General features: G+C 54.7%; 15 protein-coding genes and 1 tRNA gene. 9 read left to right on the top strand and 7 right to left on the bottom strand.

What is annotated here, in order from left to right; all coding sequences use genetic code 11:
• The first annotated feature begins 67 nt into the window (after window positions 1-67).
• The gene (locus tag EDB95_RS04170; protein ID WP_133990873.1) at window positions 68-1,072 is read left to right on the top strand and encodes a fumarylacetoacetate hydrolase family protein; all 1,005 of its coding nucleotides are present in this window, start codon (window positions 68-70) and stop codon (window positions 1,070-1,072) included.
• Window position 1,073: 1 nt separating this feature from the next.
• Entirely contained in the window at window positions 1,074-1,955 is an 882-nt protein-coding gene (locus EDB95_RS04165) for a flavin reductase family protein (protein ID WP_133990871.1), read from the top strand.
• Between the two features lie 200 nt (window positions 1,956-2,155).
• Here EDB95_RS04165 and EDB95_RS04160 read toward each other — a convergent pair whose 3' ends face one another.
• Entirely contained in the window at window positions 2,156-3,511 is a 1,356-nt protein-coding gene (locus EDB95_RS04160; RefSeq protein ID WP_133990869.1) for a sensor histidine kinase, read from the bottom strand.
• Window positions 3,512-3,700: 189 nt separating this feature from the next.
• On the opposite strand from EDB95_RS04160, the gene EDB95_RS04155 reads away from it, so the two are divergent.
• On the top strand, window positions 3,701-4,903 hold the full coding sequence (locus EDB95_RS04155) for a BamA/TamA family outer membrane protein (protein ID WP_133990867.1): 1,203 nt from the start codon (window positions 3,701-3,703) through the stop codon (window positions 4,901-4,903).
• 87 nt (window positions 4,904-4,990) lie between these two features.
• Here the strand turns inward: EDB95_RS04155 and EDB95_RS04150 are convergent, their stop codons facing one another.
• Entirely contained in the window at window positions 4,991-5,701 is a 711-nt protein-coding gene (locus EDB95_RS04150) for a glycosyltransferase family 2 protein (RefSeq protein ID WP_133990865.1), read from the bottom strand.
• Between the two features lie 128 nt (window positions 5,702-5,829).
• Between EDB95_RS04150 and EDB95_RS04145 the strand changes: the two genes are divergently transcribed.
• Entirely contained in the window at window positions 5,830-6,213 is a 384-nt protein-coding gene (locus tag EDB95_RS04145; protein ID WP_133990863.1) for a VOC family protein, read from the top strand.
• 13 nt (window positions 6,214-6,226) lie between these two features.
• Complete coding sequence (locus tag EDB95_RS04140) at window positions 6,227-6,850, top strand: P-loop NTPase family protein (RefSeq protein ID WP_133990861.1); 624 nt, start codon at window positions 6,227-6,229, stop codon at window positions 6,848-6,850.
• Window positions 6,851-6,933: 83 nt separating this feature from the next.
• On the opposite strand, the gene EDB95_RS04135 is transcribed toward EDB95_RS04140, so the two are convergent.
• The 4 genes from EDB95_RS04135 to recQ all read right to left on the bottom strand — a co-directional run bounded on the left by EDB95_RS04135 (window position 6,934) and on the right by recQ (window position 11,605).
• On the bottom strand, window positions 6,934-7,734 hold the full coding sequence (locus tag EDB95_RS04135) for a DUF2306 domain-containing protein (RefSeq protein ID WP_133990859.1): 801 nt from the start codon (window positions 7,732-7,734) through the stop codon (window positions 6,934-6,936).
• The gene (locus EDB95_RS04130; RefSeq protein ID WP_133990857.1) at window positions 7,731-8,999 is read right to left on the bottom strand and encodes an ankyrin repeat domain-containing protein; all 1,269 of its coding nucleotides are present in this window, start codon (window positions 8,997-8,999) and stop codon (window positions 7,731-7,733) included. The genes EDB95_RS04135 and EDB95_RS04130 overlap by 4 nt, the downstream gene beginning before the upstream one ends.
• Window positions 9,000-9,183: 184 nt before the next feature.
• Window positions 9,184-9,256, bottom strand: a tRNA-Phe gene (locus EDB95_RS04125).
• Window positions 9,257-9,286: 30 nt separating this feature from the next.
• Window positions 9,287-11,605 (bottom strand): DNA helicase RecQ, encoded by a 2,319-nt coding sequence (recQ, locus tag EDB95_RS04120; protein ID WP_133990855.1) that lies wholly within the window; start codon window positions 11,603-11,605, stop codon window positions 9,287-9,289.
• A gap of 193 nt (window positions 11,606-11,798) precedes the next feature.
• Here recQ and EDB95_RS04115 point away from each other — a divergent pair, with 193 nt between their 5' ends.
• The gene (locus EDB95_RS04115) at window positions 11,799-12,767 is read left to right on the top strand and encodes a KpsF/GutQ family sugar-phosphate isomerase (RefSeq protein ID WP_133990854.1); all 969 of its coding nucleotides are present in this window, start codon (window positions 11,799-11,801) and stop codon (window positions 12,765-12,767) included.
• Window positions 12,764-13,861, top strand: a complete 1,098-nt coding sequence (locus tag EDB95_RS04110) for a mannose-1-phosphate guanylyltransferase (RefSeq protein WP_246073497.1) — start codon at window positions 12,764-12,766, stop codon at window positions 13,859-13,861. Before EDB95_RS04115 ends, EDB95_RS04110 begins: the two co-directional genes overlap by 4 nt.
• Here EDB95_RS04110 and EDB95_RS04105 read toward each other — a convergent pair.
• Window positions 13,858-14,106, bottom strand: coding sequence for a hypothetical protein (locus tag EDB95_RS04105; protein WP_133990852.1), 249 nt, complete (start codon window positions 14,104-14,106; stop codon window positions 13,858-13,860). The two genes, EDB95_RS04110 and EDB95_RS04105, sit on opposite strands and share 4 nt — an antisense overlap.
• A 207-nt stretch (window positions 14,107-14,313) precedes the next feature.
• Between EDB95_RS04105 and EDB95_RS04100 the strand changes: the two genes are divergently transcribed.
• The gene (locus tag EDB95_RS04100) at window positions 14,314-15,387 is read left to right on the top strand and encodes a glycosyltransferase (protein WP_133990850.1); all 1,074 of its coding nucleotides are present in this window, start codon (window positions 14,314-14,316) and stop codon (window positions 15,385-15,387) included.
• A 75-nt stretch (window positions 15,388-15,462) separates the two neighbouring features.
• Window positions 15,463-18,492 (top strand): amidohydrolase family protein, encoded by a 3,030-nt coding sequence (locus EDB95_RS04095; protein ID WP_133990848.1) that lies wholly within the window; start codon window positions 15,463-15,465, stop codon window positions 18,490-18,492.
• Window positions 18,493-18,505: the final 13 nt, after the last annotated feature.

Raw genomic sequence — 18,505 nt, 5'->3', positions numbered from 1 at the left:
GTTTTTCTAATAATGACAAAGTTAGGAAGAATATTGTGTTACTTTGGACCTTCAAAAACCGAGCCCCATGCAACTCGTCTCGTATATAAAAGACGGCCACGAACAAGCCGCCCTGTTGGTAGATCAATGGTTGTACGACATGGATGGACTCCACCCCGAGCTTCCCAACACCATGTCCATGCTGTTGCAATATTGGGACGAGTATTTCCCCTTTTTATCGGGGGCCCCGATCATGATCCGGGAGGGCCGGATCAGCCAGCGCAATGCGACCCCCCTGGCGGGCGCCGCGCTGATGGCCCCGGTACCACACCCCACGTCTTGCAGGGACGGCTATGCTTTCCGCCAGCACGTGGAAGCCGCCAGGCGTAACCGGAAGGTACCCATGATCCCGGAATTCGATCAATACCCCGTATTCTATTATACCAACCACAACGCGATCTTCGGACCCGGCGACATCTCCTGTATGCCGGACCATTTTGCCAAGCTCGACTTCGAGCTGGAATGCGCCATCGTGATCTGTAAGGAGGGACGAAATATCCGCGCCGCGGAGGCCGACAATTATATCGGTGGTTTTATGATTATGAATGATATGAGCGCACGGACCCTCCAGATGGAAGAGATGTTGCTCAACCTGGGACCCGCCAAAGGAAAAGATTTCGCCACCGTCCTCGGGCCCTACCTCGTGACCCCCGACGACCTCGACTCCTACCGGGTACCCCCGCCTCCCGGTCATACCGGTCACGCCTACAACCTGGCCATGACCTGCAAGGTCAACGGGGTCGAGCTCAGCCGCGGAAACCTCGCGGACATGGCCTGGACCTTTGCGGAGTTGATCGAGCGCGCCAGTTACGGAGTAACCCTCTACCCCGGTGACGTGATCGGGAGCGGCACCGTCGGTACCGGTTGCCTCCTGGAGCTCAACGGCACGGGAAAACTACAAGACCCGGGATATACCGAACAATGGCTTCAAGAAGGCGACGTGGTAGAAATGGAAATCGAAGGTCTGGGTACCCTGACCAACACGATCGTCCGCGAGGAAGACGACTTTTCCCTCCTGGCCATCAAAAAATAATATGCTCGTCGACCTCCAGTCCATATCCATCCCGCTGCGGCAGCAATACCTCCAGCACGCAATCGCACCCCGCCCCATCTGTTTTGCCAGCACCGTCAACCTTTCCGGTCACGTCAACCTGAGCCCTTTTAGTTTCTTCAATATGTTTTCCACGACGCCCCCCATCGTCGTGTTTTCGCCCTCCCGCCGGGTCCGGGACAACACCACCAAACACACCCTTGAAAACGTCCTGGAGGTCCCCGAAGTCGTCATCAACATCGTCGACTTCGACATGGTCCAGCAGGTAAGCCTTGCCAGCTGCGACTACCCCCGGGGCGTAAACGAATTCCTCAAAGCCGGTTTCACCGAAGAACCCGCTACGCGCGTTAAACCACCGATGGTTCGCGAGAGTAAGGTCCGTCTCGAATGCCGCGTTGTAGAAGTAAAGTCGCTGGGTTCCGAACCCGGCGCCGGCAACCTCGTAATCTGCGAGGTCCTGTGCATGCACATCGCCGACGAGATCCTGGACGACAAAGGAATGATCGACCAGCGCAAACTCCACCACGTCGCCCGCCTCGGCGGCGACTGGTACTCGGCGGTCCGCCCGGACAATCTCATTATCGTGGAGAAACCCAACATACACACCGGTATCGGCGTGGATGCGCTTCCGCCCTCCATCCGGTTAAGCACTGTTCTAACAGGCAATCAACTCGGCCAACTGGCCAACGTCCACGAGTTCCCCCGTATCGATCCTTCCTTCGAGGACGATCGCTTAAAAAACATCATCCTCTATTTCAGCGTCTCCCCCGACGAAATGGAACGCGAACTCCACCGGTACGCCGCTACGCTTCTCTCCGAGGGCCGCGTCGCCGCCGCCTGGCAGGTGCTGCTCGCGGCGCCCTGAGAGTTTATTTGCGGGACGTTGCACCTTGGCGTGCTAGGGTGGTCCGAGGGGGGGTAGGTCCATTTTACTTCTTTTCCGCAGAAGACCCGAACGACGGCGAGCGCTTTTAACCTCTGCGGAAAAGAAGTAAAATGGACCTACCCCCCCCTCGGACCACCCGGGCGTCGTTAGAGGCAAGAGTGGAGGCGACGGGACCGGTTTTAGAAAGACAGTGTGAACCGTGTCTCCTGACCTTCGACGGAGTAAACGTCGAGATTCCCTTTGTGGAGCTTCATGATGTTTCGGGAGATGGAGAGCCCAATCCCGGACCCGTTCGAACGGGTAGTGAAGAACGGGACGAAGATCTTGTCCAGGATCGCGGGCGGTATGCCCTTCCCGTTGTCGATGACGTCGATGAAATAGCGTTCCTCTTCCTTGCGGAGCTGGATCAGGATCCGCGGGTGAGGCCGCTCTTTGGTCGCGTAGATCGCGTTGGTGATCAGGTTGATCAGGACCTGTTCGATGAGCTTCAGGTCGATGAGGAGCTGGTTCCGCCCGGGGAGGGAAACGACTTCCAGGGCGACGCCTTGCTGGTCGGCCAGGGGTTTCATCAGGGTCCGTATACCGGTGAACAGCTCTTCCGCGGTACAGGGTTCCAGTTGGGGTGTGGGCACTTCCGCCACCATCCGGTAGTCTTGTACGAAGTTCATGAGCCCGTCCGACCGCCGTTTGATGGTGCCCGCCGCGAGCCGCATGTCTTCCAGGTCTTCCGCATCCAGGTTCATCCCCTTCGCATCCATCATGTCCTTTACTGTTCCCGCCAGGGTATAGATGGGGGTGATGGAGTTTAGGATCTCGTGGGTCATGACCTCTATGAGTTTGTTCCAGGCCTCCATTTCCTTTTGCTCGACTTCTTCTTTGATGTCCTGGAAGGTGATGATGAGGTATTCCTCCTGTACAAGACGGATGACTTCCGTTTCCAGGGAGAGGAGGACCTTGCTCCCGTTGATGAATTTTTCCGTAAATCGTTTGCCCCCCGAGGTGATGGGCAGGATCTCCTGCACAAAGTCGGGCACGTGGGCAGCCAGCCGGTACCAGTAGTGGTATTCGGGGATCTGCAGGAGGCGATAGGCGGCGGCGTTTATAAAAAGGATGGGGTACTTGCCTTGCGTATCCGTCAGCGCGTTCCTGGCGACGGTGATGACCCCGAAGGGCGCCCGTTCCATGACGCTTTTCAGGAGCTGGAAAACCGACTCCCGTTCGATAGTGATCGTCTTGTGGGCTTGAAGGACGTCATTAAAGGAATGGAAAAGCCGCTGGAAGGGGCCTCCATATTTTTTGGGGCTGAAATAAACCGCGTGGTCCCTGGTCTTGACCGCCTCTATAAAGTGATCGATGTCCCGGCCGAGGCGGCGCATATACAGCTGGATACCATACCCCAGCAGCACGGCGATGAGGAAAAGGGCGGAGGCGGTGAAATACAGCTCCGTATATACAAACAAAAGGACGCTCCCCGCCAGCACGACCGAGATCAGCAGGTACCGCAGGAGGAGTTGAATATGGAAGTTGCGAAACAATATTTGGGGATTTTTTACCAAAAATGCTAAAGGTACGAAGACAGAAAATTTAGAAATTGCACTTTCCGTCAAAAAGGAAAGCCTGCGTCACTAAACCCTTGCGCAGGAACATCGTCCTATATTCCCTACGAAAGCTGGTGTGCGCGAACGCGCGACAAATTAGGAAGAAATAACATATAAACTACCAACTTGAGGACGTATATAATTCTTTGCTTATACCTTCTTCTTTTCCCCTGGCGGAGCTTTGGACAGACGGTGGATTCCCTGAAACACGCTGACACGGTAAATGATCCTCCGCAAAGAGACCTGATCGATGTCTATCATTGGGTCGCCGGAAATTCGGAAACCGTGCGCCGGGACGAGGGCAAATTTCATAATGCCCCTTTTCCCGCCGCAGGCTACACCCTGCAAACAGGTTTTGCCGTCGTGCTGAGCGATAACCTTGCTTTTTCCACCGGCGATTCGCTGGCCAAAATATCCGACATAGCCACCAGCATTACCTATTCCCAATACAACCAGATCATCGCCCCCATCGTCGCCGACATCTGGACAAGGGGCAACAAGTACAACATCATCGCCGACTGGCGGTATATGAAATATCCCTCCACCACCTTTGGCCTGGGAGGGCATACACAATATTCCGACGGGTATACCATTGACTTTTCCTACATAAAATTGCACACCTCGATCCTGAGGGCCGTTGCCAAAAATCTATACGCCGGGCTTGGTTTTTACTACGACTATTTCTGGAACATCGTGGAAGTGGATCCGCCCCAGGGGATTGTCACCAGTTTCCAAAAGTACGGTCTTACAAAAACCGAAACCTCCGTGGGGCCGGCGGCGCGGGTCGTTTTCGATTCCCGGGCGAACCCCGTCAACCCGTACAATGGATTTTATGCCAACGTGGTGTTTCATCCCAGCTTTACGTGGCTGGGCAGCGACGCCAATTTTACGATGATGCAGATCGACCTCCGGAAATATTTTTCCTTGTCCAGGAATCACCGGAACATCCTTGCCCTCTGGAGCTTTAACTGGCTGACGGCCGGCGAGAAGACGCCATACCTGCTTCTTCCTTCCACTGGCTGGGACGACAATTTCAATACTGGCAGGGGGTACATACAAGGCCGCTATCGCGGGAACGACATGACTTACCTGGAGGTGGAAGACCGCCTTACGATTTCCCGGAACGGTCTTTTTGGGATAGTGGTTTTTGGTAATGCGGAGTCCTTCAAACGGAACCTGGCTTCCCGTTACAATACCATCGAGCCCGGATGCGGAGCCGGCATCCGGTTAAAGCTTAATAAACACTCCGGTGCCAATATCTGTGTAGACTATGGAGTCGGCATGGACGGCTCCAGTGGGTTTGCGGTAAACCTGGGCGAAGTCTTTTGAGTTGCGGCGGCGGACTAAGCGGACAATTTAGTCCGCCGCCGCAACACCGCCAATGATGGCCCTTCGGGCAGGGCGCCTGTGGCGCCCTTAGCTGCTCAGCCCATACTTCACGATACAATACAAAGCCCGCAGACCGTCCTTCCAGTTTATTTTTTTCCCTTCCTCATAGGTCCGCCCATAATAGGAGATGCCTACTTCGTATATCCTGATCTTTGGAATCTTCGCGATCTTGGCCGTGACCTCCGGTTCGAACCCGAAGCGCTTTTCCTTGAGGTCGAGCTTTTTCAGGTGTTCCGCTTTGAAGAGCTTGTAGCAAGTCTCCATATCGGTCAGGTTCAGGTTGTTAAACATATTGCTGAGGAAGGTCAGCCAGCCGTTTCCGATGCTGTGCCAAAAGAATAAAATACGATGAGCGTTGCCCCCCATAAAACGGCTGCCGAACACCACATCCGCAAAACCATCGGTAATGGGTTTCAGAAGGATGTTGTATTCCGCAGGGTCGTACTCCAGGTCGGCATCCTGTACAATGATATAATCGCCGGTGGCTTCCCGGATGCCGGTGTGGATCGCCGCGCCTTTGCCCCCATTCTTCTCATGCTTGACATAACGGATGCCGGCAGCCGGATGGGCATTTATATAGGATAGAACCACCCCTTCCGTGCCGTCCTTGGAGCAGTCATTGACCACGATAATTTCTTTACGAATATCCTGGATCAGCGCCACGGAGGCGACCTTCTCCAGGATCGTTGTAATCGTGCGTTCTTCATTGTAGGCCGGAATAATAATGGATAAAAGCATGAGTATGATATGTTTTTGAAGGGTCCTCCGACCCGCGCAAAGGTAAGGTCCACTTTGCTAAAAATATTTACATCAATTGCTAAAATATTTAGTAATTTGGTCCTCCTGTTTCACCTCAAAATACAACTATGGAATCCCTTTCTCCCAACCTGTTTGTACGTGACATGCACGCCACCATCGACTTTTATGAGCGCCTTGGCTTTCAGCTTCAAATGACCGTGCCTGACGCCGGGAAAGGTCCCCTGGTATGGGCCATGATGCGCGCCGGTAGTGTGACATTTATGTTCCAGTCCTTTGAAAGCCTGGCCGACACACTGCCTGCCGTGCGCCGGGAAGACGGCGGGTCCCTTTTGTTCTATATCAATGTCAAAGGCATCCGCGCGCTCTTCGACCGTATTTCACCCCAGGTAACCATCGTCCATGGGTTGCAAAAAACATTCTATGGAGCGACCGAGTTCTCCATCATCGATAACAACAACTATGTCCTCACGTTTGCGGAGGACGAAGGCTGACCGTTGCTAACCTATGAATACACATATCTTGCTCGTGGAAGGGACCAGCGGGACCGGTAAATCCAGCCTGATCCGGCGTTTGCTCGACAGGCACGTGCTCGAAGACGAGCGGCCCCGCACCCTTTTCCACCTGAGCCAGGCACACACCTATTTCCCTTTGGCCTCCCCCGACCTTGACACCGTCCCGGGCAAAAGGGCGTGCCGCGAACACCTGCGACGCCTGCTGCGGGTAATCGATATTTCCGCACCCCCACTCCAGCCACGCCGATGGTTCACCGTCTTTGGACTCATCGACACGCTCCATCTTACCCAGGCTTTTCGCCCGGGCATCCTTAGCTGGGCGGAATTATCCTATATCGATCAATATCTCTCCGGCCGGGAGGTGCGCATGGTCTTTCTCAAGGCGGCGCCGGAGACTTTGTGGCAGCGGCTGATTGTGGATCGTGGGGCGGCGCCGGAATATTTGTCCCACTATCAGCACCGGTACGGGGGCACGGCCGAAGAGGTCCATGCGTACTACGTTCGCGAACAAAGCGAGATGGAAAGGCTTGCTTCACGATCCCGGCTGAGCACACTCATTCTGGATGAAAGACAGGGGATGGAGGAAGAGGTTTACCGGTTTTGGAAGGCGGAATAAAACGGCCCGGGGGTTCCCGGGCCGCTTTTTATTTGGTATCTTTCTGTATGGACTTCCTCCTCTACGCCATCCTTGCCGTATACCTATTCCTGATCGGCTGGGCCTCCTACGCCATCGCCGGTGGGGTACGCCGTACGCTGACCAAATCCGGAAACCGGTATGTGCGCGTATGGCACATCGTGACCATGATCGGCAGTTTTGCGGTGATCTTTGTGGTGTTGTCTTACCTGATTATTTCGAACATGCGTATAGAGCGTTAGCCCTTTAGTCTGGATCAGCAACTCCGCCACCAGCAGGTTGGGCACAAAACCCATCCAGGCGTCCATCATATACAGATGGAGCGGGTCCGGGTGAAAGACGTATCCAAGAATGATCTTCCAGGTCCGCAAGGTAATGGCCGAAAACGTCAGTGCGTAGCTGCGGATCATGTATTGTTTGTGCTCTTTAAACCGTTTATCCCGGGCGGCCAACACGGCCTTAAGGGTAAACCAGAACCAAAGACAATCCAGGATCGTGAAAGCGATCTTCGAAGGCAACAGCCCATTTGCGTAAAACGCCATGACCATGGCGGCAGGGAAGTTGACCACCAAAATGGTGACCACATAGAACCATCCAACGGTCCTGTGCAGCCGCCGGTGATTTTTTAACACATGTTCTGAAAATTGCGTCAAGCCCGCACCCAAGGCCAGGACGGCGCTAAACACATGGGTATAGAACGCCGCGCGCCACAGGGGAATGCCGATGTAGTCTTGTTTGAATTTCAGGAAATGGATATCCGTTTTAAAGGATGCGTAGTCGATCGCCATCCTGATCATCAGGTAGGTGCCCATGCTTATGGCCAGGTAGGATAGAAGCGTGGCTAGAATGTAGGTGGCGGTTTTCATGAAGTGTAAGTTAATGCTTCCTGGTTCACCCATCTCTTTTCCGGGAAACCAGTGGCCCACTCGACCGGCGTCACATTTTTGGCTATGTGCCACCGGGGCTCGTCCACCCAATCAAGGAACTTTCTGAGGCTTGCCCTCACTTGGATATCCGCGCCAAGCGCTAATAACCGGCGAACCATATAAGCATCCCGTTGTCTGCCGTTCGTATACGCCACGCTCACCAAAGCGCTAAATAGCGGCGTATGTCCGCCAAAACCTTCCCCGTCAATAGTAGCCGCAGCATTGACATCCGCCCCCTTCTCCAGCAACCAGTCGAAGATCTCGCGTTCATCAAAATCGATAGAGAGGTGCAGCAAAGTGGTCCCGTCGATCGGCGTACCGTGCAGCCCTGACCGAAGATCGTCCGCACAACCCAATATGGGTGGATAGATTTCGCGATAACCAAATCGACGGTGAACCAGTTGTGAATCGCTTTGCAGGTGCGCTTTGAGCCGGTCCAGGTCACCACAATGGAAAGCCATCACCGGCGTATCCGGCCATTCATAGCCTCTTGCCCTGAATCGTTGTAAAATGGCGTGCTTGCCTTCCGGATGGCGACTGTACGTTTCGAGCACCATGGCAAGCGGGGCCAATCGATCACCCTTCTCATCCGTCAATGGAACGCCCGCATCGTCCAGGAACCCAAAGCCCCGTTCGTTCAGGGTTTCGCAGGAGCCCATGATGATCCCGGGGGTGAGTGTGGCACCCTGTTCAAGTAACCACCGGGCGATGTCAATATCGCCATGCAGCAGTGCGCGGTCAAACGCGTGCTGGAAGTCTTTGGCGCCCAGTGTTGCGATGGTTTTGACCATGTCCAGGCGACCCAGGTTGGCGGCGTGGCTCATGGGGGGGCCCCAGTTGCCGCTTACAACCGGAACATCCAATAGTTCGGGATAAGCGCTCAACAATTGCCTGACGCCCGCGGCATCACCAGCGCGTATCGCTTTGTCGATCAGTTGCGCCGCAGTGTTGCCTGTGATGCGCTGTTTGAGCTGTGTCCAGGAGGAGAAACCGTATTCCCTGGCGATGACCAATTGAGCGTCGCTCAACTTTATACGAGTGCAGATAGCATCATCATCGGCAGGTTGAAAACGAGGATGTCGGCGGCGGACGCGATCAAGGGCATCCGATGATTTTGCCTTGGACTGCGTGAGCAGTTCGCGCGCTTGTTTTTTAGGAACATCCAAATGGGGCTGTGCGGGAAAATCCCGGGAGACTGTAGGCATAACTTTCCTTCTTTTATGATGCCCGTATCCGCATGAAGGCAAGAAGTTAAGTTAGTATATTATGTGTTCGTAAACCACACCGGTGGGCTGGGCCCATTTCCGCGGACGGGGAGCTTCCGGAAAGCGGGATAAAAAAATAAAAAAAAGCGGCTACGACTTTGTATCGTAACCGCTTGATTTTCCGTGGTGTGGGGCGGGATCGAACCGCCGACACAAGGATTTTCAGTCCTTTGCTCTACCGACTGAGCTACCGCACCATTTCCCTGTTAGGGGTGGCAAAGATAGGGTTAATTCCCATATTCGCACAAAAATTTTATCCGCATCAGCTTCAACTGCTCCCAGGTATAGTTGGAATCGGCGAGCTCCTCCTGGGCAACCTGGAGGGAGGAGGTTTCGCAGCCCTTGAAGTAGTCGATGATCTCGTCCTGTTCGTCTTCGTCGAGCATCTCGTCGATGGCGTAGTCGAGCTTGAGCTTGGTGCCGCTGGCGGCGATGGTCTCCATTTCTTCGAGGAGGGCGTCGAGCCGGAGGTCTTTGTTTTTGGCAATGGTTTCCAGGGCGATGCGCTTGTCGGTTTGCTGGATGATGTAGACCTTGTTGTTGTTTTTGTTGACGACGCTTTTGACGATAAAGTCGTCGGGGCGTTCGATACCGTTTTCCTCTACATATTGGGCGATGAGCTGTATAAAGGGTTTGCCGTAGCGGAGCGCTTTCCCCTTGCTGACCCCCTGGATCTTTTCGAGCTCTTCCAGGGTGGTGGGGAACATAATGGCCATGTCCTGGAGGGAGGTTTCAAGGAAAATAACGAACGGCGGGAGGCTTTTCTTTTTGGCTTCCACCAGGCGGATTTCCTTGAGCATGTTGAAGAGCTTTTCGTCGGCCACGGCGGGGGAACCGGAGGTGCCTTCGCTGCCTTCGTCGTCGTCGGCGTTGGCGTCTTCGAAAAGGTTGTTGAGGATGATGGGGAAGGTCGTGGGCTTCTTCAGGAACTGCTCTCCCTTACGGGTGAGTTTGAGCACCCCGTATTCCTCGATGTCTTTGCTGAGGAAGCCTTCGAGCAGGAGCTGCCGGATGAGGGAGTTCCAGTAGGGGGTTTCCTGGTCGTTGCCGATACCGAAAACGGGCAGTTGCTCGTGGCGGTACATAACGACCTGTGGCGTGGCGCGGCCGAGGAGGATATGAAAGACGTAGTCGGCGGCAAAACGCTCGTCGAGGGCCTTGATGACCTGGAGGACTTTGTGGGCGCCGTCCTTGGCCTCGACCTTTTCTTTGGGGTGGAGACAGTTGTCGCACTGTCCGCAATTTTCTTCTTCGTATGCTTCCCCGAAGTAGCTCATCAGGACCCTGCGGCGGCAGACGCCGGCTTCGGCGTAGGCGACGGTTTCGTTGATGAGCTGGGCGCCTACCTCGCGCTCGCTCAGGGGTTTATCCCGCATGAAGTGTTCGAGCTTGGCGACGTCGGCGTGGCTGTAATAAAGAATGCACTTTCCTTCCATACCATCGCGCCCGGCGCGACCGGTTTCCTGGTAGTAGTTCTCTATGGACTTGGGGATATTGTAGTGGATGACATAGCGAATATCGGGCTTGTCGATACCCATCCCAAAAGCAATGGTGGCCACGATGACCTGTACCTCTTCGTTGAGGAACTGGTCCTGGCGATCGGCCCTGAGCTTGGCGTCGAGACCTGCGTGGTAGGCGACGGCCTTGATGCTGTTGGCGACGAGCATGTCGGCAAGTTCTTCGGTGGTCTTGCGGTTGAGGGTGTAGATGATACCGCTTTTGCCCTTATTCTGGGTGATGAACTTGACGATGCTTTTGATGGTTTGTTCCTTTTTGATCTTCGGCTGTATCTCATAATAGAGGTTGGGCCGGTTAAAGGAAGAAACGAACACCGCGGGGTTGCGCAGACCCAGGTTTTTGATGATATCGCTTTGTACTTTTGGCGTAGCCGTGGCCGTCAGGGCGATGACAGGGACCTTTTCGTTGATCCGGTCCATCATTTCGCGCAAACGGCGGTATTCGGGGCGGAAGTCGTGTCCCCATTCGGATATACAGTGGGCCTCGTCGACGGCAAAAAAGGAAATGGGGAGCTCTGCAAAGAAGTCCAGGTTTTCCTGTTTGGTCAGGGTTTCCGGGGCCACGTAGAGCATTTTGGTTTTGCCCTCGGTGAGGTCGCTCATCACTACCTTTTGCTGGGCCTTGCTAAGGGACGAATTGAGAAAGTGGGCCACGTCGTCCTTGGAGCTGTATCCGCGGACCAGGTCGACCTGGTTCTTCATCAGGGCGATGAGGGGGGAAACGATGATCGCCACCCCTTCGCTTAGGAGGGCGGGGAGCTGGTAGCACAGGCTTTTGCCACCCCCGGTCGGTTTGATGACAAATGTATCCTTGCCTGCCAACAGGTTTTCGATGATGGCTTCCTGGTTCCCTTTGAACTGGCTAAATCCAAAATATTCCTGGAGGGCTGTCCTTAAGTGACCGTTGGACGGTTTCGCTTGGATTTTTTTGCCGGTTTCGGAAGGGTTTTTTGCCGCGGGCAGGCTTTTGGCGGTTTTGCTTGTAGTTCTAACGCTGGCGGCCGAGCCCGTTTTTTTTGTTGTTGTCATAGTCTTCCTTCACTTCAATTTTCAAAACAACTTCTCGTCTGGTGTACGGTGGCGGTGCATCCGGTCAGCTAATATTGCTGGTAGTAGAGGCCTACAATCGGGTAAAAGGCGATGCTCCTTTTTAAGGGCCACGAAGTTAATGAAAAAGGGGCAAGTTTCCAGCTGAATATAATATTTTTGTGCCACTTATACAATGAGCAAGGAGTCAATTCGGGGGATTGCAATACGGACGATCGGGCTGGAGGCAGACGCCATCCGGGGCCTTGGCGCCCTCTTGAGCGATGATTTTGAACGAGTGGTAACAGCCCTGCTCCACCTGAAAGGGAGGCTGGTGATCAGCGGCGTGGGTAAAAGCGCGCTGATTGCGCAAAAGATCGTCGCCACCCTGAATTCGACGGGTACGCCCTCCATTTTCCTGCACGCGGCGGACGCCATCCACGGCGACCTCGGTATGGTCCAACCGGATGACATGGTCATGCTGATCAGCAAAAGCGGCCATTCGCCGGAGATCAAATGGCTTGTTCCCCTGATCAAGAACTTTGGTAATACATTGATCGGCATGGTCGGTAACAGGGATTCTTTCCTGGCGGCCCAGTCGGATCTTGTCCTGGACACGACCGTAGACCAGGAAGCCTGTCCGAACAACCTGGCCCCCACCACCAGCACCACGGCCCAGCTGGTAATGGGCGATGCGATCGCGGTTTGCCTCATGGAATTAAGGGGTTTTACCGGCGAGGATTTTGCTAAGTTTCACCCCGGTGGTACGCTCGGGAAAAAATTGTACCTAAGGGTGTCCGACCTGTATGTGCAAAACGAACGTCCTTCCGTGCAACCCGACAGCACGCTCAAGGAAGTCATCCTGGAGATTTCCCACAAACGGCTGGGTGTAACCGCGGTCCTCGGCCCGGAAGGCCTGCTGGCGGGGGTGATCACCGACGGGGACCTGAGAAGGATGTTGGAGAAAACGGTGTCCCTGGAGGGTATCCTTGCCCGGGATATTATGACGGGACAGCCGAAGACTGTAGGGCCTGACGCCCTGGCAGTGGAGGCGCTGGACCGGATGCGGACATACGACATATCCCAGCTGATCGTCACGGACGAAGACGGCCGGTACCTGGGTGTGTTACAATTACACGACCTCGTTAGAGAAGGCTTAATATGAAAAACGTAAAAATGAACAACCAGTACTACGTAGTGATCATGGCCGGTGGAATCGGCAGCCGTTTCTGGCCAAAAAGCCGGACCAGTTACCCGAAGCAGTTCCTGGATATTTTGAATGAGGGCCGCACCTTGATCCAAAGCACCTTTGACCGGTTTGCCCGGTTTATCCCCAAAGAGAACATCTACATCGTTACGACAAAAGAATACGAAGAGATCATCAAACGACAGTTGCCCGAGGCCCGGCACGACAATATCCTGTTCGAGCCGTCGCGGAAAAATACGGCCCCGTGTATCGCCTACGCCTCTTACAAGCTGGCCCTGCAAAACCCGGAAGCCAAACTGATATGCGCCCCTGCGGACCACCTCATCAAGGACGAGGATAATTTCCAACGGGTGTGTCTGCGGGCCCTTGATTTCGTGGACCACCTCAACGCTTTTGTCACCCTGGGGATCAAACCCACCTATCCGAATACCGGTTACGGCTATATCCAACACGACGTCATGGCGGTTGCCGACGAGATCTACAAGGTGAGGACGTTTACGGAGAAACCCAACCTGGACCTGGCCAAAACGTTTCTGGCAAGCGGTGATTTTCTCTGGAACGCGGGCATTTTTGTCTGGAAGACCCGCAACATCCTGACGGCCTTCGAGAAATACCTCCCGGAAATGCACGAACTTTTCCAGTCCGAGATCCACCATTTCAACACACCGGGCGAAGCGGAGGCCATCGAGCGTATTTATCCGCAATGCTCCAGTGTTTCGATCGACTATGGGATCATGGAAAAAGCAGATAACGTCTATGTCATCCCCTCCTCCTTTGGATGGAGCGACCTGGGGACGTGGAACAGCGCTTATGAAAACCTGGAAAAGGACTACCTGGAAAACGCCGTGGTGGGCAACAACGTCGTGATCATCGACTCCACGCATTGTATGGTCCAGGCGGACGACAAGAAATTGGTCCTGTTACAGGGGTTGGAGGACTTTATCGTGGTGGATACCAATGACGTGCTCCTGATCTGTAAAAAGGACAGAGAACAGGAAATCAAGGAATTCGTTGCAGAAGTTAAAAGGAAAAAGGGAGAGAAATACCTCTAGTTCTTAGAGCTGAGGAAAAGAAAAGGCTTGAGCTCCCCACGGTTCATCACCCGGAGAATCTGGTGAGGCTTTTGAAGCATCCTGTACCGGTTCATATCGATCACCTCGTACGCCTGGACAAGACTCTTTTCGTAGGAATGAATGTCATAGAGCATTTCGTACAAACGCTCCAATTCCAGGTCCAGAGAACGTTGGTTCACGTAGTCGTGCTTAAAGAGCAATAGCAAGTCTCTCTTGTGTTTCATAACCTGGATGGATTTAGTATCCCACCATTCCTTTTTTACTCGGACAGCCGCAACTCTTACTGAATCCATTCCTAGTCGAAGAACAACTAACCATAGCCAAACAAACGATTACCAACACACCAGCGAGGATTTTTTGCGACGTCTTCATAATAGGGGTTTGTAAATTAATTATTTTTCCCGATAAACCAAATAAATGTGGAAAAACCCATGCGTATCCTCATAGCACCACTCGACTGGGGTCTCGGCCACGCCACGCGCTGTATTCCACTCATCCGGTTCTTCCTTCATTCCGGTTGCGATGTCTGGATCGCCTCCGAGGGTAAAACCCAACAATTGCTCCGGCAGGAGTTCCCATCGCTCACCCATGTTTCCCTAAAGGGGTACAGGATTCGCTATGCCGCCACCCGGGCCGGTTTGGTATGCAAAATTATAGCACAGATCCCACGCATTTTGCAAACCATTCGTTACGAAAAACGCTGGCTGAGACAGGCTGTGCCGCAATATAAGCTGGATGCCGTGGTCTCAGACAACCGTTTTGGACTTAGCCACCCCGATATCCCCTGTGTCTACCTCACCCACCAACTCCGTATCATGGCGCCTTTGCCGTCCCTCGTCCAACGGCTTCACTACCGCTTTATCAACCGCTTCACTGCCTGCTGGGTACCTGACCTTCCCGGAACGCCCAATCTTTCGGGGCAACTAGGTCACCCTTCTCTTATGCCAAAGGTACCGGTAAAGTACATGGGGCCACTATCCAGGTTTGTTAAAATGGACGTTGAACCGCAGATTTCCCTGCTCATCCTTTTATCCGGCCCTGAACCTCAAAGAACGCTTTTTGAGAAGCAAATATTGCACCAAATAGGTACTATACCGGGGCGTGTCGTTCTTATACGAGGCCTTCCCGGGGCCCCTTTGGAGCCATCCCTGGCCATCCCGGACAATCTGGTTATTTACAACCATCTTCCGGCCGGGGCGTTAAATGACCTCCTGTCGGCGGCCGAATGGGTGGTTTCCCGGACGGGGTACACCACGGTCATGGACCTGGTCCGTTTGCAAAAAAAGAGCATCCTTGTCCCCACCCCCGGGCAGACCGAGCAAGAGTACCTGGGTCGCTACCTCCGGTCGGAAGGGATTGCCTATACGACCGGGCAAAAGGATTTCTCGCTTTCGCGGGCATTGAACGAAGCGTTAGCGTTCCCCTATCGCTTTCCGGATGATCCGGATGATGTTGCGACGATCGCCGGCACCTGGCTGGAGACGATCCGTTTAGGCAAGATTTGACACCCCTCATCAATCTTTAGGAGCCCATCCTGCATTAATCCTTATCTTAAATCCAAGTACTAAAAAAACCGAGACATGAGAAAATTTCTGCTCACGCTGGGAGGTCTGACGGTCCTGTCCATCCTCAGGGCCCAGGAGTCCTTCCCGGTGAACGGGGTGGCAGACAACCGCGACAGGTGTTATGCCTTTACCCACGCCACCCTTGTCCGGGACGGACAAACGACCCTCCAGGATGCGACACTCCTGGTCAAAAAGGGTATGATCGTCGGGACCGGCAAAATATCCATTCCCCCGGATGCGGTGGTCATCGACTGCAGCGGGAAATATATTTATCCTTCCTTTATCGACGCCTATTCCGATTATGGGATTACCGCACCGCAGCGTCCCACGGCCGCGGGTTTCAATTTCCGCGGCCCGTCCCAGATCGAGTCGAACCAAAAGGGCGCCTTTGGCTGGAACCAGGCCATCCGCACCGATATCGATGCTTCGCACCTTTTTACGGTCGACGAAACCAAAGCCAAAGCCCTCCGGGACCAGGGTTTTGGATCCGTGCTGACCCTCCAGAAGGACGGGATTGCCCGTGGCACGGGGGCCGTCGTGACCCTGGCCGAGGAAAAAGAAAACCTCGACATCGTCAAGGGCAAAGCAGCGGCCATTTATTCTTTTTCCAAGGGAGTCTCCACCCAGACCTATCCCAGCAGCCTCATGGGTTCGATCGCCCTTCTCCGGCAGACCTACCTCGACGCCGCCTGGTATAAATCGAATCCCCCCTCGGAAGGGGTCAACCTCAGCCTCCAACACTGGAACGAAGCACAAAACCTGCCGCAGATCTTCGACGCCTCGGACAAATGGAACTGTCTCCGGGCGGACAGGGTGGGGGACGAGTTTGGCGTCCAGTACATCCTCAAAGGGGGAGGCAACGAGTACCAGCGCATGGCAGAGATGAAAGCGACCCACGCCAGCTTTATCCTGCCCCTCGACTTCCCCGAAGCCCCGAATGTGGACGATCCGAACGACGCCCGCTTCGTTTCCCTGGCGGACATGAAGCACTGGGAACTGGCGCCTTCGGAACCAGGCCTTTTTGAAAAGAACGGGATCTCCTTCGCCCTAACGACCGCGGATATGCGGGATGTCAAGACCTTTTGGCCCAACCTGCGCAAGGCCATGGAGTACGGTCTGACGGAGGCTGCGGCGCTGGAGGCGTTAACCAAAGAACCCGCCACGCTGCTCGGCGTGTATGATAAGGTCGGTAGCCTGGATGCCGGTAAGCTCGCCAATTTCATCATCACCAATGGTCCCGTGTTCAATGAAAAGACGACGATCCTGCAAAACTGGGTGCAAGGAATTGCGTACGACGTCAAGATGTCTGATTGGAACAGCATTTCCGGGACCTATACCCTTTCTTTGAAAGACGCCTCCGGTGCCGCTCAATCCTATACACTTTCCGTAAAAAGCACGTCCTCGGCCAGTGTCATCCATGGGGATACGTCCACCGCGAAGTTTTCCTATGGCGGCAAGCTGATCAGCCTCAGCTGGTCCCCCGGACGCCGGGCCCGGACGGGTTTCCGGTTGAGCGGGGTGGCCGCCGACACGGTTTGGTCCGGCAGCGGGACAGATACCGCCGGGAATATCCTCACCTGGACGGCGGTGCTCACCAGTCGCACGATGGCCCCTGATACCACCCATCGCAAACCGCCGCTTCGTTTGGGCAAGATCACCTATCCTATGGACGGTTACGGTTGGGACGAACTCCCCAAACAGGAAACGATCCTGATCAAAAACGCCCGGGTATGGACCAACGAAGCGGAAGGCCGTCTGGACAATACCGACGTCCTTATCCGGAACGGCAAGATCGCCGCCGTCGGCAAGAACCTCAGCGCCGGGGACGCACGCGTCATCGACGGAACAGGGAAGCAATTGACCCCGGGCATCATCGACGAACACTCCCATATCGCGGCCGCCTCCATTAACGAAGGCGCGCAAAGCGTTACCTCGGAAGTGCGGATCGGTGACAACCTTAATCCCGACGACATCAACATCTACCGCCAGCTCGCAGGGGGTGTCACGACCTCCCACATCCTCCACGGCTCCGCCAACAGCATCGGCGGCCAGACACAGCTCATCAAGCTCCGTTGGGGTGTGGACGATACCTCCCTGAAATTTAAGGGTGCGGATCCATTTATCAAGTTTGCCCTTGGAGAAAACGTCAAACGCACCACCTCCCAAAGCAACAACCGTTTTCCCGACACCCGGATGGGGGTCGACCAGGTCTTCGTGGATGCCTTTACCCGCGCGACCGATTATGAAAAAGCACTCAAAGGCGCCGGTGCGGCGCACGTACGGCGCGACCTCGAACTCGACGCCCTCGTCGAGATCCTGAACCATAAACGTTTTATCACCTGTCACAGCTATGTGCAAAGTGAAATAACCGCCCTGATACGCGTCGCCGACCACTACGGGTTTACGGTGAACACGTTTACCCATATCCTGGAAGGCTATAAGGTAGCCGACAAGATGAAGGCCCACGGCGCCAATACCTCCACCTTCTCCGACTGGTGGGCGTATAAGCAGGAGGTCCAGGACGCCATCGCCTACAACGCCTCCCTGATGCACCAGGTCGGTCTTAATGTTTGTATCAACTCCGACGACCCGGAACAAGCCCGGCACCTCAACCAGGAAGCAGCCAAGTCCATCAAATACGGCGGCATGAGCGAAGAAGACGCCTTCAAAATGGTGTCGCTCAATCCCGCCATCGCCCTCCATGTCCAGGACCACGTAGGCTCCATCAAGGTAGGCAAAGACGCCGACGTCGTTCTTTGGAGCGACAATCCCCTGAGCGTATACGCCAAACCCGAAAAGACCATCGTCGACGGTATTGTGTACTATGATGCCGACCACGACCTCCAGCTTCGCCGGGACATCCAGGCCGAAAGGACGCGGCTCATCTCCAAGATCCTCGCGGAAAATGCGCCTGCCGGCGGTACGCCCGGTCCCCGCCGGCCCCGGCCCAGCTACCAGGTCGTACTAAGCTGCGGAGACCACGCCGAGCACAACAACGGGCTCATCACCCTGGACCTCCAGGACGAAGATGTCGCCGGTAATTGATCACGTTTATACG

This window comes from Dinghuibacter silviterrae, from assembly GCF_004366355.1.
In the GTDB taxonomy this organism is placed as follows: Bacteria; Bacteroidota; Bacteroidia; order Chitinophagales; family Chitinophagaceae; genus Dinghuibacter; species Dinghuibacter silviterrae.
This window is presented reverse-complemented; position numbering and strand designations above follow the sequence as displayed.

Bases quoted from the DNA above. Each gene is read 5' to 3' on its own strand.
- EDB95_RS04110 (WP_246073497.1), top strand. From the start codon at position 12,764: ATGAAAAACGTAAAAATGAACAACCAGTACTACGTAGTGATCATGGCC.
- EDB95_RS04135 (WP_133990859.1), bottom strand. From the start codon at position 7,734: ATGAAAACCGCCACCTACATTCTAGCCACGCTTCTATCCTACCTGGCC.
- EDB95_RS04145 (WP_133990863.1), top strand. From the start codon at position 5,830: ATGGAATCCCTTTCTCCCAACCTGTTTGTACGTGACATGCACGCCACC.
- EDB95_RS04150 (WP_133990865.1), bottom strand. From the start codon at position 5,701: ATGCTTTTATCCATTATTATTCCGGCCTACAATGAAGAACGCACGATT.
- recQ (WP_133990855.1), bottom strand. From the start codon at position 11,605: ATGACAACAACAAAAAAAACGGGCTCGGCCGCCAGCGTTAGAACTACA.
- EDB95_RS04105 (WP_133990852.1), bottom strand. From the start codon at position 14,106: ATGAAACACAAGAGAGACTTGCTATTGCTCTTTAAGCACGACTACGTG.
- EDB95_RS04170 (WP_133990873.1), top strand. From the start codon at position 68: ATGCAACTCGTCTCGTATATAAAAGACGGCCACGAACAAGCCGCCCTG.
- EDB95_RS04130 (WP_133990857.1), bottom strand. From the start codon at position 8,999: ATGCCTACAGTCTCCCGGGATTTTCCCGCACAGCCCCATTTGGATGTT.
- EDB95_RS04095 (WP_133990848.1), top strand. From the start codon at position 15,463: ATGAGAAAATTTCTGCTCACGCTGGGAGGTCTGACGGTCCTGTCCATC.
- EDB95_RS04140 (WP_133990861.1), top strand. From the start codon at position 6,227: ATGAATACACATATCTTGCTCGTGGAAGGGACCAGCGGGACCGGTAAA.
- EDB95_RS04100 (WP_133990850.1), top strand. From the start codon at position 14,314: ATGCGTATCCTCATAGCACCACTCGACTGGGGTCTCGGCCACGCCACG.
- EDB95_RS04115 (WP_133990854.1), top strand. From the start codon at position 11,799: ATGAGCAAGGAGTCAATTCGGGGGATTGCAATACGGACGATCGGGCTG.
- EDB95_RS04165 (WP_133990871.1), top strand. From the start codon at position 1,074: ATGCTCGTCGACCTCCAGTCCATATCCATCCCGCTGCGGCAGCAATAC.